At 31.1% G+C, this 16,937-nt stretch carries 14 protein-coding genes; 5 read left to right on the top strand and 9 right to left on the bottom strand.

Features of this window, described 5'->3' with window-relative positions:
- Window positions 1–9: 9 nt before the first annotated feature.
- The 5 genes from B2X73_RS06570 to B2X73_RS06590 form a co-directional block, all read right to left on the bottom strand.
- The gene (locus B2X73_RS06570; RefSeq protein WP_291096055.1) at window positions 10–1,404 is read right to left on the bottom strand and encodes an AAA family ATPase; all 1,395 of its coding nucleotides are present in this window, start codon (window positions 1,402–1,404) and stop codon (window positions 10–12) included.
- A gap of 129 nt (window positions 1,405–1,533) precedes the next feature.
- On the bottom strand, window positions 1,534–2,832 hold the full coding sequence (locus tag B2X73_RS06575) for a cation:proton antiporter (RefSeq protein ID WP_291096057.1): 1,299 nt from the start codon (window positions 2,830–2,832) through the stop codon (window positions 1,534–1,536).
- 88 nt (window positions 2,833–2,920) lie between these two features.
- A complete protein-coding gene (locus B2X73_RS06580; protein WP_038336837.1) occupies window positions 2,921–3,763 on the bottom strand; it encodes an OmpA/MotB family protein in 843 nt (280 codons plus the stop codon).
- Window positions 3,764–3,911: 148 nt separating this feature from the next.
- Window positions 3,912–4,367 carry a peptidoglycan-binding protein LysM gene (gene lysM, locus B2X73_RS06585; protein WP_038336838.1) on the bottom strand — a complete coding sequence of 152 codons (456 nt, stop codon included), beginning with the start codon at window positions 4,365–4,367 and terminating at the stop codon, window positions 3,912–3,914.
- Between the two features lie 63 nt (window positions 4,368–4,430).
- Window positions 4,431–5,267, bottom strand: a complete 837-nt coding sequence (locus B2X73_RS06590) for a hypothetical protein (protein ID WP_291096059.1) — start codon at window positions 5,265–5,267, stop codon at window positions 4,431–4,433.
- Window positions 5,268–5,392: 125 nt separating this feature from the next.
- Here B2X73_RS06590 and B2X73_RS06595 point away from each other — a divergent pair, with 125 nt between their 5' ends.
- Window positions 5,393–6,433 (top strand): asparaginase, encoded by a 1,041-nt coding sequence (locus tag B2X73_RS06595; RefSeq protein ID WP_125350832.1) that lies wholly within the window; start codon window positions 5,393–5,395, stop codon window positions 6,431–6,433.
- Window positions 6,434–6,495: 62 nt separating this feature from the next.
- On the opposite strand, the gene mdtD is transcribed toward B2X73_RS06595, so the two are convergent.
- Entirely contained in the window at window positions 6,496–7,899 is a 1,404-nt protein-coding gene (gene mdtD, locus B2X73_RS06600) for a multidrug transporter subunit MdtD (RefSeq protein ID WP_291096061.1), read from the bottom strand.
- A 73-nt stretch (window positions 7,900–7,972) separates the two neighbouring features.
- Here mdtD and B2X73_RS06605 point away from each other — a divergent pair, with 73 nt between their 5' ends.
- From B2X73_RS06605 to B2X73_RS06615, 3 genes are read left to right on the top strand one after another with little or no spacing between them, the layout of a single operon-like run.
- The gene (locus B2X73_RS06605) at window positions 7,973–8,629 is read left to right on the top strand and encodes a TatD family hydrolase (RefSeq protein ID WP_221854622.1); all 657 of its coding nucleotides are present in this window, start codon (window positions 7,973–7,975) and stop codon (window positions 8,627–8,629) included.
- Window positions 8,630–8,644: 15 nt separating this feature from the next.
- A complete protein-coding gene (locus B2X73_RS06610) occupies window positions 8,645–9,367 on the top strand; it encodes a tRNA threonylcarbamoyladenosine dehydratase (RefSeq protein WP_038336843.1) in 723 nt (240 codons plus the stop codon).
- Window positions 9,368–9,427: 60 nt separating this feature from the next.
- On the top strand, window positions 9,428–10,135 hold the full coding sequence (locus B2X73_RS06615) for a hypothetical protein (protein ID WP_125350289.1): 708 nt from the start codon (window positions 9,428–9,430) through the stop codon (window positions 10,133–10,135).
- Between the two features lie 57 nt (window positions 10,136–10,192).
- Here the strand turns inward: B2X73_RS06615 and B2X73_RS06620 are convergent, their stop codons facing one another.
- Window positions 10,193–11,992: an ATP-dependent nuclease gene (locus tag B2X73_RS06620; RefSeq protein ID WP_221854621.1), complete on the bottom strand. Its 1,800-nt coding sequence runs from the start codon at window positions 11,990–11,992 to the stop codon at window positions 10,193–10,195.
- A gap of 149 nt (window positions 11,993–12,141) precedes the next feature.
- Between B2X73_RS06620 and B2X73_RS06625 the strand changes: the two genes are divergently transcribed.
- Window positions 12,142–13,176 (top strand): DUF3667 domain-containing protein, encoded by a 1,035-nt coding sequence (locus B2X73_RS06625; RefSeq protein WP_221854620.1) that lies wholly within the window; start codon window positions 12,142–12,144, stop codon window positions 13,174–13,176.
- Between the two features lie 190 nt (window positions 13,177–13,366).
- Here the strand turns inward: B2X73_RS06625 and carB are convergent, their stop codons facing one another.
- Both carB and B2X73_RS06635 read right to left on the bottom strand, forming a co-directional pair.
- Entirely contained in the window at window positions 13,367–16,597 is a 3,231-nt protein-coding gene (gene carB, locus B2X73_RS06630; protein WP_219034921.1) for a carbamoyl-phosphate synthase (glutamine-hydrolyzing) large subunit, read from the bottom strand.
- Between the two features lie 11 nt (window positions 16,598–16,608).
- On the bottom strand, window positions 16,609–16,937 hold a 329-nt coding region (locus B2X73_RS06635; RefSeq protein ID WP_414647159.1), incomplete at its 5' end, for a glutamine amidotransferase-related protein.

Raw genomic sequence — 16,937 nt, forward strand, 5'->3', positions numbered from 1 at the left:
AGTTTTATATTATTTATTTTGAACTTCTTTAGTTTCTTCAACTGCTGGTTGAGCTGTAGGAGAGATTGCTTCATCACTTTGCTTGAAACCAATTTTAGTAATCGGAATTTCTTTTGATGATAAATAAAACTCTAAATCAGCATTTAATTCGATCAGACGATGCGGAAAATCTTGACCAACATTTTGCTTGGCTTCTGTTAAGAAAATTGCACAATGTTTTAAATAATCAGGCGTTAATTTCGATTTCGCTTCTTGAAATGCCGAAAACAATACCTTTTCTGTCATCACAATATTTTTCGTTTCATCTTTTCTATACAACGCGTACAAACGTTTTTTAAGCGATTGTGTAAAATCAATCATCATTGTGTTTGAAAAAAGTCTCATTTCAGCCGCATAAGGCGTCCAGAAATCTTTGTTCAATGCATTTTGATTTTTCAGAATTGATAATAACGGAGAATCTTGAGCCAGATTTGCGGTCATATGGTGTAAAAGTAATTGTTTGCGCTCGTCAAAAGTTGGAGGAAAAATAGGAATATGTAAATCAAAACGACCAGGAGCAACGATTTCATCATTCAAATTTGCCAAAGATTCAACAGCTCCAACAATCAAAAGTTCTTTCGTGTCATTTTTCTGAATATGTCTAAGAACGGAATAAAACAAATCGACCATTTCGGGATAAATGGAATTTACAGAAGTAGAATGTAGTATTTCGTCGAACGAATCAATAAACAATAATGTTTTGGGTTGATTCATCTTTTTTGAAAGGAAATCGGAGAATTTATTCTTTTTGTTATCAAAATTCCCAACTAAATAATCATTAAAAATATGCACAAATTCATAACCTATCATATCTGCTATTTTCTTTGCCCAATATATTTTTCCACTACCTGGAGGTCCATACAAAATCAATCCCGCAGGTTTTGAGATTCCCCAACTTTCTATTTGATCTTTGCTTATAAATGGATCTAACATATCAGTCATATAAAAATACAAATCAGTATAACCGACTAAGCTTTTACCAGAAAAATCTTCGCATTGCGGAAATGCTTTTTCTATGAATGGATATTTTCCCCCAATGTAAGAATGAATCAAATAACTTGACACACCCGTTTTCATCTGCTTTGCAACCTCAGCAGGAATTCCATTTGTTACAAAAAAATGAAGCACTTCTTCTTCTTTCGCTCCAATTGTTTTAGCAATTTCTTCTATTGTTTTTTCTTTGGAATAATCTTCTGCATATTTTTTTAAGAAGTCTTTATTCTCTTCCGAAAATGCTATAAATTGTTGTGTTACATTAAAATTTTCGTCAATACAAAAACTCAAATCAATATTAAAATCATTGATAAAATTCTGTAAACTTCCTAATGATATTTCGAGTTGATTAGATAAATCTTTTAATTTCATTCTGTTGGCTTGTTCTAATTTCTATTAAAAATAAAGATTAATTCGTGAACTAGACCATTTTAAGTTCTAAACTTCTGTTAAAGCAACAAGCGCATCTATAGATGCGCTTGTTGTTTTTATATTTTCGAATTACAGTTTAGATGAATTAAGATAATCTTCCATTTCTTCATCTTTTGCTTCTTCAGATTCGTCTTTTAAAACACGATGTGCTACTTTACCAACAGTTAAACCTTGAATAACAATTGAAAATAAAACAACGATATATGTAATCTCTAATAACAAATCTTTCCATTCCGAATTTGGCATCGAAAGAACTAATGCAATTGAAACTCCACCACGAATTCCTCCCCAAACTAAAACGATAAGCGAACCTTTGGAAAAGGTATTTTTTCTTAAAATAGTACGAGCTGGAATCACAATTGATAATGTTCGAGATAATAAGACGATAAAAATTGTGACAATTCCTAATAGAATTTGATCCATTAAATCTTCTATTAATAACAATTCGAAACCTATAAAAAGGAATAAAATAGCGTTCATTATCTCATCAATAAGCTCCCAAAATTTGTTTAAATAATCTTGAGTTGTTTTGCTCATTGCGAATCTCTTTCCATAATTTCCGATTATTAAACCTGCGATAACCATAGCTAAAGGACTCGAAACATGAAGTTCTTTTGCAATCAAAAATCCTCCCATTACAATCGACAATGTAATTAAAGCTGAAACTTTATAATCATCAATTTTTTTCATGGATCTAGAAGCTGTAAATCCTAATAATAGTCCAAGTAAAATTCCGCCTCCAGCTTCCATCAAGAATAATTTTGAAACACTTGCAAAATCAGCATCAAAAATTGGATTAGTTGCTATTTGTAAAACTACTGCGAACATTACAACGGCTACACCATCATTAAATAGTGACTCTCCTGTAATTTTTGTCTCAATAATTTTAGGAACTTTTGCTTGTTTCAAAATTCCTAATACAACGATTGGATCAGTTGGAGAAATTAATGTTCCGAACAATAAACAATAGATATACGGAATTTGAATACCAAAATATGGGGCGATGTAATATAAAATTGCTGATATAATAAATGCTGATAATACTACCGAAATTGTAGCATAAGTAGCAATTGTCCATCTCAAGTTTTTCAGATCTAGGATATTAACGTGCATTGCGCCTGCAAAAAGCAGAAAATTAAGCATTGCGCCCATCAATATTTCATTAAAGTCTAAACTATTAAAGAGTTGAAACATGTCTTTTGTAGCATCAGGAAAATAGCTATCTCCCAATAAACGGATAGCGACAGATACTAACATGGCGATAATCATAATTCCAATTGTTCCAGGTAATTTTAGGAATCGAAGGTTTGCATAAGAAAATAATGCAGCAAGAACAATTAGAACCGAAAAAGAATAATATAGTTCCATTGGTATTGATTAAAATTTGGAAAAAGTTACAAAAAAAGAGCCACTTTAAAGTGGCTCTTTCTATATTAATTTGATTTTTTTATCAAAATTAGTTTTTTGGAGCTTGCCCAATTAAATCCATAAATTGATCTAACTTAGGTAAGATAATAATTTGTGTACGACGGTTTTTAGATTTTCCTTCCGCAGTAGCATTTGTAGTTAATGGATTAAATTCTCCACGTCCACCAGCTGTTAAACGTTTACCATCAACACCGTATTGGTTTTGTAACGCTTGCACAACAGAAGATGCACGTAAAGCAGATAAATCCCAGTTGTTACGGATGTTTGGTTTAGAAATTGGCACATTATCTGTGTTACCTTCAATCAATACATCGTAATCTTTATAGTCGTTGATGATTTTCGCAATTTTGCTTAAAGTTTCTCCAGCAGCAGGCGAAATTTCGTAGCTACCAGATTTGTACAACATGTTATCAGCTAATGAAATGTAAACAACACCTTTTAATACTTTAACATCAACATCTTTAGCTTCGTTGCTAGATAAAGAACGCGTTAAGTTGTTTGTTAAAACCATATTCAAACTATCAGATTTGCTTTTCGCATCGATCAAATGTTTGATGTATTTGTTAGACTGATTGATTTCGTTCACTAATTCAGAAACATTTTTAGAACCACCATTAATACAATTTTTCAATTGCTCTTGTAATTGTTTAATTTGATTTCTTTCACTCTGAACTGTGTTTTCGTACTGACCTTGGTTAGATTCAAAATTAGCTAATTTAGCTTTCGCTACAGCCAATTCTGTTTGACATCCTTGGTTCTCAGAATAAGCAGAATTGAATTTATTTTGTAATTCATCATACTTCTTCTGACTCACACAACTAAATAAAGTTGAAGCAGCGATAACCGCTACTGGCAAAATTGAAACTTTCATAATTATTTTTTTATTTCAGTTATACGAATATATGCTATTATTTTTTATTGCGAGTAAATATTCCGCAAAAACCATGCTGTAAAAACATAAAACTCCTACAATCATTTGGTTGTAGGAGTTTTAACGTGAATATTTTATTTCTATTGTATTAATCCTGAGGAATATACAAAACTTGACCAGGATAAATCTTATCTTCGTGTTTTAACATTGGTTTGTTTGCTTCGAAAATTTTTGGATATTGCATTGGATCTCCGTAAACTTCTTTGGCAATTTTAGATAAAGAATCTCCACTTTTTACAGTGTACATTGTCTTAGATAAATCTGGAATTTCAATTTTCAAAGGTGTTTTCAATGTTAATTGATCTTCTACTCCTTCCACTCCATCAATGTTACCTGCTGTTGCTAAAATTTTTTGTTTCTCGTTGATGTCCAACGCTTGTCCAGCAACTACAATTTTATCTCCGTCAGCAGAAAAAGTTACTCCTGACAAATCAAATCCTTGTTTTGCAACTTGTTCTTGTACTTTAGCTGCTTTTTCTTCTGGTGTTTCTGCACCTCCGAAGACTTTTTCTCCGGCATTTTTGATAAATGAAAATAATCCCATAACGAGTTGATTTTAATAATATTTATTTATTGATATTTAGTAAATATATAATTTCTCTAACAATTATCGTGCAATTGATGAATATTTCTTTTTTAAATTTTCCGTAATCGAGCGTTGTTGCTGAATTTGACTTGTTAATTGATTAATTTTTGCATCCAAACCTTTATCGTTTTCTTCGGCAGTTTGTATTTTTCCACTCAACGTAACCACCTGATCTTCTGTTGCACGCAAAGCATTTTCGGTTTTTATCTTTTTCTTCATTAAGCCATCAGTTACTTTATCATTCGATTCTCTTTCCAATTGATTCACCACCAAATCCAATTTATCACCCAAAGCTTGCTTTTTACTTTCTAATTTCAATAAGGTGTTATTATTTTTTAGATATGATTTGATAGAATTTCCTTTTTTCAATTGTGCATCTGCATTTTCTTTCGTCAATCGAATCATATTTTCGTTCGCTAACCTCAACTCATTTCGCACACAACCTTGCTTCGTTTTTGTCGCTAAATCTTGTAGTTGAGCATAAATTTTATCAAACTCTGCCGAATTACTATTAAACGTCATTCCATTTTGATCCGTCAATGTGTTAATCACGGTCGTTTTTCCGTTTTCTTCATCAACCAAACTAATCACAGATTTATATACATCTTGCGAATTTTTGAATTTGATATTACTCGCTTCGTGTTTTTTTAGAAAAGCAGAAGAACCTTCTTTGTTCGTTACCCAATTTTCCCACGATTTCACAATCAAATTCTGCGCACAATTATCCGTAGAAAAAGCAAAAGATTTTAGTTCTTGTCCGTTCATTTCGTACTCAACTTCAAACAATCCTTCGTCAGATTGCGCATTAACATAAGCTGATGTTAACAAAGTTGTAATGGCTAAAAGTAATAGTTTCATCAAGTTGATAGTTTAAAATTATATTCACAATTATTTATCCAATTTACAAAATATCGGAGTTTAAGAAAAGATGTTGTACAGATTTTTTATAATGGTTAATTTTAACCAGAAATTAATCAAACCGCATGCAAACAAAAATTTTATTAATTTACACAGGAGGAACAATTGGAATGGCGAAAGATTATGGAGATCAATCCTTGAAACCTTTCAATTTTGATAATTTGTTGAAACAAATTCCAGAGTTGGGACTTTTAGATTGTTCTTTCGATTATCATAGTTTCGATACACCGATAGATTCGTCTGATATGAAACCTAAATATTGGATAGAAATTGCCGAAACCATTCAACAAAACTACGAGAACTACGATGGTTTTGTGGTTTTACATGGAACTGATACAATGGCGTATACAGCTTCTGCAATGAGTTTCATGATTGATAATCTTGAAAAACCTGTCATTTTCACTGGTTCGCAATTACCAATTGGAGATTTGCGTACAGATGCAAAAGAAAATTTAATTACTTCGATTCAATTGGCTTCATTACGCAAAAATGATAAACCAATTATCAAAGAAGTTTGCGTGTATTTTGAATATAAATTGTTCCGTGCGAATAGAACAACTAAGATTAATGCAGAAAACTTTGATGCTTTCGAATCGCCGAATTATCCAGTAATTGGAGTTTCTGGTGTTCATTTGGAAGTAAAAGAAGATTTGTTGTTAAAAAATGTTGTTACGAATAAACTTTCTATCAATAAAGATCTAAATGCTGATGTTGGTGTTTTGAAGATTTTTCCTGGAATGAATCGCTCTTTTATCGAAAGTGTTTTGAACGCTCCAAATATGAAAGCTTTTATTATTGAAGCTTTCGGAACAGGAAATATTTTTACTGATGATTGGTTTATCGAATTGTTGGAAGAAGTAACGAATAAAGGAGTTCATCTTATTATCAACACGCAATGTGCGGGTGGAATGGTAGAACTTGGACGTTATGCAACAAGTGATGCGTTACTAAATATGGGAGCAATTTCGAGTTATGATTTGACAATGGAAGCTGCAATTACAAAAGCTATTTATTTATTAGGTCAAAATCTTTCGAAAGAAGAATTTAAAACGCAATACGAAACAAACCTGAAAGGTGAACTTCGCCATCATTTTTACAATGACTAATTGTAAATTCATATAAAACGAAAAAATCTCTACTTGGTAGAGATTTTTTTATGTTCTAAATTTTATTTTTTCCCTGACATCGAAGCGCCATCAGATTCTCTTAATTTGAAAAAGATGTAAGTTGATAAAATTGTCATCACGCCCATCGTCAAAAATGAATAACGAAAAGCTTGTACTTCCACTCCATTTACAAATCCTGCTTGTCTAAAAACGCCTAAAATTAATGCAGCTACAGAAATTCCAAATGTTAGTGATAATTGTTGTGTAACCGATAATAAACTATTCCCTTCGCTGGATGTATTTTCGTCCAAATCTGCTAAAGACAAGGTATTCATCGCCGTAAATTGAATTGAACTAAAAAATCCATTCAAAACCATTAACGGAATGATATAATAAATTGGTGATTTCGATTCTAAAAAGAAAAACATACAAATGATTAATCCTAAAATTATTGTATTGGAAATCAACGTATTTCGATAACCAAATTTATTCACAATTGGCACAACAAACGATTTTGCAATAATGTTACTTGTTGCAGATGGAATCATAATTAATCCCGCTACAGTAGCCGAATATCCATAACCAACTTGCAATAAAAGCGGAATAAGAAAAGGTATTCCTCCAATTCCTAATCGTGTAATAAGATTTCCTATAATACCAATTCGAAAAGTTCTAATGTTAAACAAATTCAAATCGATTAAAGGATGTTGTTTATGTTTTGCATGATAAATATACAAACCAATCAAAAAGGCAGAAACTACAGTCAATGCCAATACAGTTTGCAGGCCAATCACACGAGAAGATGTCAATTCCATAATCAATGTTAAGACAGTAACTCCTCCACTAAAAAGAATCAAACCTCTGATATCAAATTTAAAAACTGGATGTTTAAAATCGGGTATCGCAAAAGTTGTCATCCAAAGTGCAATAATTCCGAATGGAATATTCACGATGAAAATCCAATGCCACGATAACGTTTCAACCAAAATACCTCCAATTGTAGGCCCAAGAAGTGGACCTATTAACCCTGGTATAGTTATAAAATTAATTACTTTTAATAATTCACTTTTTGGATAAGCATATAAAATTGCTAAACGTACAACAGGAACCATCATCGATCCTCCAATCGCTTGTATAACGCGTGAAATGACTAAAAAAGGTAAAGTTGTGGCAAATGCGCAAAGTGTGGATCCAAGTGTAAAAATCAGTATAGCAGATTGAAAAACTTTTTTCGTTCCGTATTTATCCGAAAGCCAACCACTCAAAGGAATTAACAAAGCGATTGTTAACGTATACGCAACAATAATCGACTGAATTTCTAAAGGCGATTTTCCTAATTCTTTTGCAATTGTAGGTAAAGATGTATTTAAAATTGTAGCGTCCAAAGCTTGCATAAAAATTGCCATCGCACCAAGCCATGGCAAAAACTTCAACATTTTTGGACTTAAAATATGATCTGAATTCATTCAAATTCCTATAGCAAATTCTATTCCTATTTTAACATTTCGAAAAATCATTGAAAAAGATTAAATTTGAACTATGTTTCTCAACGCGCATACACATCATTTATCCGATCAAACAGATGTTTTGGAACTGTATAATCAGTTTCCAAATGAGTTGAATAATGAAGCTAAATTATTTTCAATTGGGATTCATCCAGCTTACATCAAAACCTCATCAATAAAGGAAGAAATCGAAATTATTAATCAAACTATTTCGAATAAAAACTGTTTAGCAATCGGTGAAATTGGATTAGATAAATTGTGCGAAACAGATTTTGAATTACAAATCAACGTTTTTAAAAAACAGTTAGAAATTGCGATGCAATATCAACTTCCAGTCATTATACATTCGGTTCGTGCTTATCAAGAAATTTTACAGATTCGAAAACAAATGAAATTGACGATTCCGTTTATTTTTCATGGTTTCAATAAGAATGAACAGTTACTCAATCAAATTATTGCGCAAAATTGTTTTGCATCTTTTGGTAAAAATCTTCTATCAAACAAAAACTTACAAATTATATTTGCAAATCTTTCTGCGAATCAATTCTTTTTGGAGAATGATGCAAGCGAAATTTCTATTGAAGAAATTTATACTTTTGCAGCGGATTTGAGAAAAATTACAATCGAGGAATTACAACTTCAACAAGCGAAAAATTGGAAAGCAGTTTTCGGTTACGAAGTTCAATCATAATTAAAATACATTTCAATGGCAGTTTGGCAAGAAAGAGCTGAATTATTATTCAAAGAAGAAGGTTTAGAAATCCTAAAAAATTCGAACATTTTAGTTGTTGGTTTAGGTGGAGTTGGCTCTTTTGCCGCAGAATTTATCGCACGCGCAGGAGTTGGAAAAATGACAATTGTTGATGGTGATACTGTTGATATTACAAATATTAATCGACAATTACCCGCTTTACACTCAACTGTTGGAATGAACAAAGTAGACATCGTTGGCGATCGTTTAATGGACATTAATCCTGAATTAGAATTAACGCGTATCAACGAATTTTTGAGTCCAGAACGTACACACGAAATCGTCACACCAGATTTTGATTATGTGTTAGATTGCATCGATTCTGTTACACCAAAAATTAATTTGATTTTAGCTGCAAAACGCAAAAAAATTAAAGTAATCAGCAATATGGGCGCTGGAGGAAAATATTTGGCAAGCAAAGTACAAGTGCGTGATATTAGTAAAACAGATGTTTGTCCTTTGGCAAAAAATGTTAGAAAACGATTAAAAAAAGAAGGAATTAATAAAGGTGTAAAAGCTGTTTTTTCGACAGAAGTTCCTGATGAATCTTCGGTTAAATTAACGGATGGAAAAAATTATAAAAAATCGTTTTACGGAACTAATTCGTGGATGCCTGGTTTATTCGGGTTGCATGCGGCAGAAACGGTGATTCGACATTTATTAAAAAAAGATAAATAATTAAGTACTTTCTTAAAGATTTAATTAATTTAGTTGCGAATTAACAAAGAGACGAAAAAAATGAAAATCAATTACGATTATATCACATACGAGGATGTTTTGAGAGCACGTCAATTTATGTACGAGCAAGCGTTGGAACAGAATGCGACTAATTCGTTGTTGAACACTGCGAGAGATTTATTTGGAAACAGCAATTTCGAGATGTGTATCAAAATTTGTGAAGGTTTATTGGATGCGAAAGACCCAAAACAATTGTACGATGCTAAGAAATTAATTGCTTTATCATATTATAGTTTACAAGATTTTGAGAATGCGGATAATGCATTTTTCGATATCGCTCAAAACTCTGATAATTCAGACGATTGGTTTAATGTTGTCATTTCTGCAGCTTTAAATAAAAATATCGAACGTAGTAAAGAATCTTTTGGAATTGCATTAGAAAAATACACGAAATTTGGTCATCAACGTAATATGCCTTCAGTACAATTGATGTTGCATTATATGATTACGTTAGAAACTGTAAAAGAATACGTTTTGGCTTTGGAACAATGTAGAATGTTGGTACAAGTTTACGCTAAATTGAAAAAAACAGACGAAAAATTCTTAAGTTCTCGTGGTTTAGAACAAATCGAAAACTTTTTGGAAACTGCAAAACCAGTTTTGAAAAAAGCGAAAAAGAAAGAATTAACAGAAATCAAAAAAGAATTGGTTGAAGCCTTAGACGCAAACGGCGTAGAAAAAGTAGAAGCTTTTTTTGCTGAGTTTTAAGAAAATTATTTTTACGAGAAATATAAAATCCACTTCGAGAGAAGTGGATTTTTTGTTTTAATTATTTTCTTTGATAAAATTATAAATTTTCATTGTTAATTTTTGAGCTTCATCTGTAAGTTGATTAAAGTCTAAAAGAACATTCACTACACCTTGAGCAAATTGGACTTTTTCTTTTATTGTTCCACTCTCATTTTTATACATTTTATTTAGTCCTTCAATATGATTATCTATAAAAGTACCTATTGCAGTGTTAGGATTAAACTTTGCTTTATCCTTAAATTTTATACTTTCTTTATCTTTCGTTTTATCAATTAATTTTAAAGTTTCTAATAAAATTTCTTTAGTTAATAAATTTTCTATTTCTTTAGCTTGCAGACAATAATATTGATCTCCTAATTTTTGTTGAAGTTTAGTAAACCTTTCATATTTAGCGCCTGATTTAGCATTATCGCTATCTGTTAAAAGAAATAATTTACCACACAAACGCTCTACATTAATACCAGAAGTATCTAAAAAACTCCAATGTGTAATATTATTTCCTCCATATTCTACAAAAGAGTAATGAATATCTTCAAAATATTTTTTAGATTCTTTTGATAAACTTTCTTGATAAAGTTCTAAATACTTTCTGATATAAATTCTATCTGTTATTCCTTCTACCCAAATTGTACAATTCGTTAGAAAAACAGATGAATTTTTAACACCTAAATGTTCTAATAAAGTTATATCTGGATTATCAATATTATGTATAAAAAATTGTTCTTTTTCCTTAGTAAATTTGTAAACAGAAATTTCTTTATAATCTAATGTCATATCCAAAAAATGATTAGAATGAGTTGTAAAGAAATATTGAAACTCTTCAAAACCTTTCGTGTTCAATAAAGTTTCAATTAAAATACGTTGGAAACCTGGATGTAAATAAACATCAGGTTCTTCAATATAAATCTTAAGGTTTTTTCCTTTATTAAAAAATAAAGGATAAGTAAGAATAATAATTGCTTGTACGCCTTCCCCTAAATTATATATTGGTCTATCTTCTTCACCTTCGATATTAATGTAAACATCTTTTTCTTTTAATCTTGGAATAATGGTAATCTTCTTATTCTGGAAGAATGTTTGACTCAAAAATATTTCAAAATCTTTTACTAACTTTCTTTGCTCGTAATTTCCAAGTAATAATTCTTGAACATCATCATAAAAAGATAAACCTGTAAAAATAGATTTAATAGATTCATCTGTATTAAACTCAAGTTTCGCATCTTTAAAATAATCATTTTTTGTTCTTTCAAAATAAAAATCTTCTCTCGTAAATTCCTCATTTTGATAATTAATGCTTCTTAAACCACGAAGAATTGGAATATATATTGCTTTGTTTGAAAAATCTAATTTTAAAAGATTATTATTAAAATCAACTTTATTAAAATTATCCTTTAAAGATTTTAAATTATTATATATATCTTTATTAATTCCATGATAACTTGAATATTGTTTATTTAAATCAATTTTATTGTATTCATCGAACAAAATCACTAATTCTTCTTTATCATATTCATCTTTAATATAAAAATTATCTACATTAAGCCTATTATCAACTTCATATGGATAATTTATCTTCAGATTTTTTATATTAATTGATACTTCATCATAAATTTCGCTTAACTCAATTAATTTTAATTGAATTAGATTATATCTGATTTCTTCAATTGAGAACAAATCTCTCAAAAAACGACTTTTTCCAGAATTATTAGGTCCGATAAAAATGTTAATTTTAGAAAGATTATTCAAATTATTTTCCTCGCATTCTGTTTGATATTGTTTTGTTACATCAGTTTTAAGCTGTAAAGATTTAAACATAAAATTTCCTAATAGATTTCTACTAAAATACAATATTCTGTATACTTAATAAATTTCATTCTAAATTTTAAAATAATTTCAATTTTTTCAAACGTGTGTTTTTCAAAATAAATAATCTTTTTATAGCTTTATAACTATTTAATTAACACATGAGTCACGGAAAACTAAGAGAAGATCATAATTGCCAAAATTGTGGACATTACGTAGAAGAACATTATTGCAAACATTGCGGACAAGAAAATGTAGAAACACGTCAACCGTTTCACTTTTTATTTACTCACTTTATCGAAGATTTTGTTCATTACGATGGAAGTTTTTGGCAAACAATCAAAAAACTATTTTTGAAACCTGGAGTTTTAACCAAAGAATATTTGAGTGGTAAACGAAATAGTTCTGTTAATCCTGTTAAAATGTACATTTTTGTCAGTTTTGTAACGTTTTTCCTTATTTCTATATTTCCTTCTCATAAAACTGAATATAATGATAGTTCCAATGAACCTATATCAATAGAAAATACTGAAAAAATTCAAAAAGCACTTAATGCTACAATAGACACTTTACAGAACAAAGGATTGACAACTGTCGAGCAAAGTGCAAAAATAAAATCTGAAGTTGAAAAAAATAAAAATGCAAACTCTTTAGAAGATTTGAACGAGGAATCTATTGAAAACTTGCAATCTAAAGTAAAAAATAACGTTCCAATATTATCTCCCTTTATTGAAAAATACCAAGAGTTGAGAAAAAGAAAGGTTTCTGACGATCAATTAGGAGAAGCTATTGTTGAGAAATCTTTGCATGTCATTCCGAAAGTTTTGTTTGTATACATGCCTTTGTTTGCTTTCTTCTTATGGATTTTTTACAACAAAAAGAAATGGTGGTATTTTGATCACGGAATTTTTACACTGCATTATTTTACGGTAATTCTTTTATCAATTTTGGTAATTTTTCTTTTGAATAAACTTTCAAATTATATTGATAGTAATGCTGTATCAGCCATAATAGCTTTGATTAATACATTGATTGTTTTATATATTATTGTTTACTTTTTCCTTGCGTTGAAAAAACTCTATAACCAAGGATTTATCATTACAACAATTAAAGGTGCTATACTTTTAGGAATTAATACGTTTATTTTCTCAATAATTGTTATTGGAATTATTGTGTATTCATTTCTTCATGTTTAATCAAGATTATTAGGCAATCACGTATGATGTGTTCCTGAAACAAGTTCAGGAAAACTTAAGTTGAACTCGTTTCAGCTTCGCATTAAATTTAGATTCCTTCTTTTGTCGGAATGACAAATTCAAAAAAATAACATAAAAAAAGCCTCGCAAATGCGAGGCTTTCTAACTTCTAATATCTAGATTCTAATTTCTATTTATTACGGTATTCATTCCAAGTTTTGATTTTTAAATCATCCATCGATAATTTTGTAAATGCATTAATGAAAGCCGAAGCTAAACGTGCATTTGTTACCAACGGAATATTGAAATCTACAGCTGTACGACGAATTTGATAATCGTTGTCTAATTCCGCTTTTGTTAAGTTTTTCGGAATGTTGATCACCATATCAATTTTCTTGTCATGTAAATAAGACATTACATTTGGCTCTTTTTTATCAGAAGGCCAGTAAACAAGCGTAGAATACACATCATTTTCTGTAAAAAATTTGTGCGTTCCTTCTGTTGCATAAATTTTGTAACCTTTTGCGATTAATTGTTTCGCAGGCTCTAATAAAGCAACTTTAGAAGCAATTGGTCCACCAGAAATTAAAACGGTTTTCTCAGGAATTTCATATCCAACAGATAACATTGATTTTAATAAAGCTTCTTCTGCTGTATCACCGATACACCCTACTTCTCCTGTTGAAGACATGTCAACTGATAAAACTGGGTCAGCTCCTGCTAAACGTGTAAATGAGAACTGAGAAGCTTTCACTCCTACATAATCTAAATCGTAAACGACTTCTGAATGTCCTTTTTCTACTTCTAATCCTAATAAAACTTTTGTTGCTTTTTCGATTAAATTATTTCCTGCAACTTTCGATACGAATGGAAACGAACGAGAAGCACGAATATTAGTTTCGATAACACGAACTGTATTATTTTTTGATAAAAACTGAATGTTCATTGGTCCAGAAATTTCGAAACGTTTTGCAATTTTCGCTGCAACTTTACGCATTTGACGAATTGTTTCGATGTACACTTTTTGTGGTGGATAATACATTGTTGCATCTCCTGAGTGAACTCCCGCAAATTCTACGTGTTCAGAAACTGCGTAATCTACAATTTCTCCATTTTGACAAACTGCATCCAACTCAATTTCTTTTGCTCCTTGTACGAATTCTGAAACTACAACTGGATAATCAGGAGAAACTTCTTTCGCTAATTTCAAGAAAGCATCTAGCTCATGTGTATTCGAAACTACGTTCATCGCAGCTCCAGATAAGACATAAGAAGGACGAATTAACACTGGGAAATTAACTTCTTCCACAAATTTGTGAATCGCTTCTAAAGAAGAAAGCTCTTTCCAACGTGGTTGATCGATTCCTAATTCATCTAATATTTCTGAGAATTTGTGACGATTTTCTGCATCATCAATTCTTAAAGGAGAAGTTCCTAAAATATTAATTGATTGATCGTACAATTTCATCGCTAAGTTATTCGGAATTTGACCTCCTGTCGAAATAATTGTTCCTTTAGGTTGTTCAAAATCTAAAATATCCATTACACGTTCAAAAGACAATTCTTCGAAGTATAAACGATCTGACTCATCATAATCTGTCGAAACCGTTTCTGGATTATAGTTGATGATAATTGTTTTGTAACCATTTTTTGATGCTGTATGCGCTGCATTTACAGAACACCAGTCAAACTCTACAGACGAACCAATACGATAAACTCCAGATCCTAAAATACAAACTGCTTTCTCAGTTTCTGGCTCCAAATCATTTTCAGTTCCGTGATAGGTTACATATAAATAATTTGTTTGTGCTGGGAATTCTGCTGCTAACGTATCAATTTGTTTTACAACAGGTTTAATTCCGAAGTTTTTACGTAATTCACGAACTGTTAATTCGTTTCTGTGTACGTTTTGATCTCCTTTTACTAAAACTGCAATTTGTTGATCCGAGAATCCTAATAATTTTGCACGTTTTACTAAATCTGCTTCAACTTGTTCAAATCTTTCTAATGCTTCAAATTCTTTTGATACATTAAAAATTCTTTCTAAACGTTGTAAAAACCATAAATCGATTTTTGTTAAATCGTGAATTTTTTCAATCGAATATCCCGCTTTGAAAGCTTCAGTAATCGCGTATAAACGCTCGTCATTTGGCTCAGCTAACCATGTATCCAACGATTCACCTTCTGGAATTTTGAATCCATTTGCTACGAAACCTCTATGTCCAATATCTAACATACGAACTCCTTTCTGAATTGCTTCTTCAAAAGAACGTCCAACTGCCATTACTTCTCCAACAGATTTCATTGCAGAACCAATGTTACGACGAACTCCGTAAAATTTATTTAAATCCCAACGAGGCAATTTCACTACACAGTAATCCAACGCTGGCTCGAACATCGCAGATGTCGTTTGCGTTACACTATTTTTTAACTCATCTAAAGAATAACCTAAAGCTAATTTAGCAGCCACGAAAGCTAAAGGATAACCTGTTGCTTTTGACGCCAAAGCTGACGAACGAGATAAGCGAGCGTTAACTTCGATTACACGATATTCTTCTGAAACAGTATCGAAAGCATATTGAATGTTACATTCTCCAACTACACCAAGATGGCGAATTGTGCGAATGGCAACTTCACGTAATTTATGATATTCTGAATTTGATAAAGTTTGAGAAGGTGCAATAACGATTGACTCTCCAGTATGAACTCCAATCGGATCGAAGTTCTCCATGTTACAAACTGTGATACAGTTATCGTAAGAATCACGAACTACTTCGTACTCAATTTCTTTCCATCCTTTTAATGACTCTTCCACTAAAACTTGAGAAGAATAATTGAATGCTTTTTCAACTAAATCTAATAATTCTTCTTCGTTATTTGCGAAACCAGAACCTAAACCTCCTAAAGCGTACGCCGCACGAATGATTAATGGGAAACCGATGCGTTTACCAGCTGCCATTGCGTCTTCTACAGTTTCTACTGCTTCTGAACGAGCAGTTAAAACACCAATTTGGTCTAATTTTTCGATGAAAATATCACGATCTTCCGTTGCTTCAATTACTGGAATTTGAGTTCCTAAAACCTCAACACCATATTTCTCGAATATATTTTCTTTATTTAATTCAACCGCACAGTTTAAAGCTGTTTGTCCTCCAAAGGCAACTAAAACTCCGTCTGGTTTTTCTTTTTTAATGACTTCTTCCACAAAGTAAGGCGTTACAGGTAAGAAGTAAACTTCGTCTGCAATTCCTTCAGAAGTTTGAACAGTTGCAATATTTGGATTAATTAAAACTGTTTTAATTCCTTCTTCTTTTAACGCTTTTAACGCTTGCGAACCAGAATAATCAAACTCACCAGCTTGACCAATTTTTAATGCTCCTGATCCTAATACTAATACTTTTTTAATATCTTTTTTTAACATCGTGATTCTGATTATGCGTTAGCGTTTTTATATTTTTTTACTTCTTCGATGAACTCATCAAATAAATATTCTGTATCAACTGGTCCTCCCATTGCTTCTGGGTGGAATTGAACTGTAAAAATTGGTTTTGATTCGTGACGAATTCCTTCACATGTTCCATCATTTAAGTTCGTAAAGAATGTTTTAAATCCTTCTGGTAATTTCGAATCATCTACTGCGAAACCGTGGTTTTGAGATGTAATGAAACATCTTTTGGTTCCTACTAATTGTACAGGTTGATTGTGCGAACGGTGTCCGTATTTTAATTTAAAAGTAGATGCACCAGCTGATAAACTTACCA

Source organism: Empedobacter sp. UBA7252, assembly GCF_002472765.1.
Lineage (GTDB): Bacteria > Bacteroidota > Bacteroidia > Flavobacteriales > Weeksellaceae > Empedobacter > Empedobacter falsenii_B.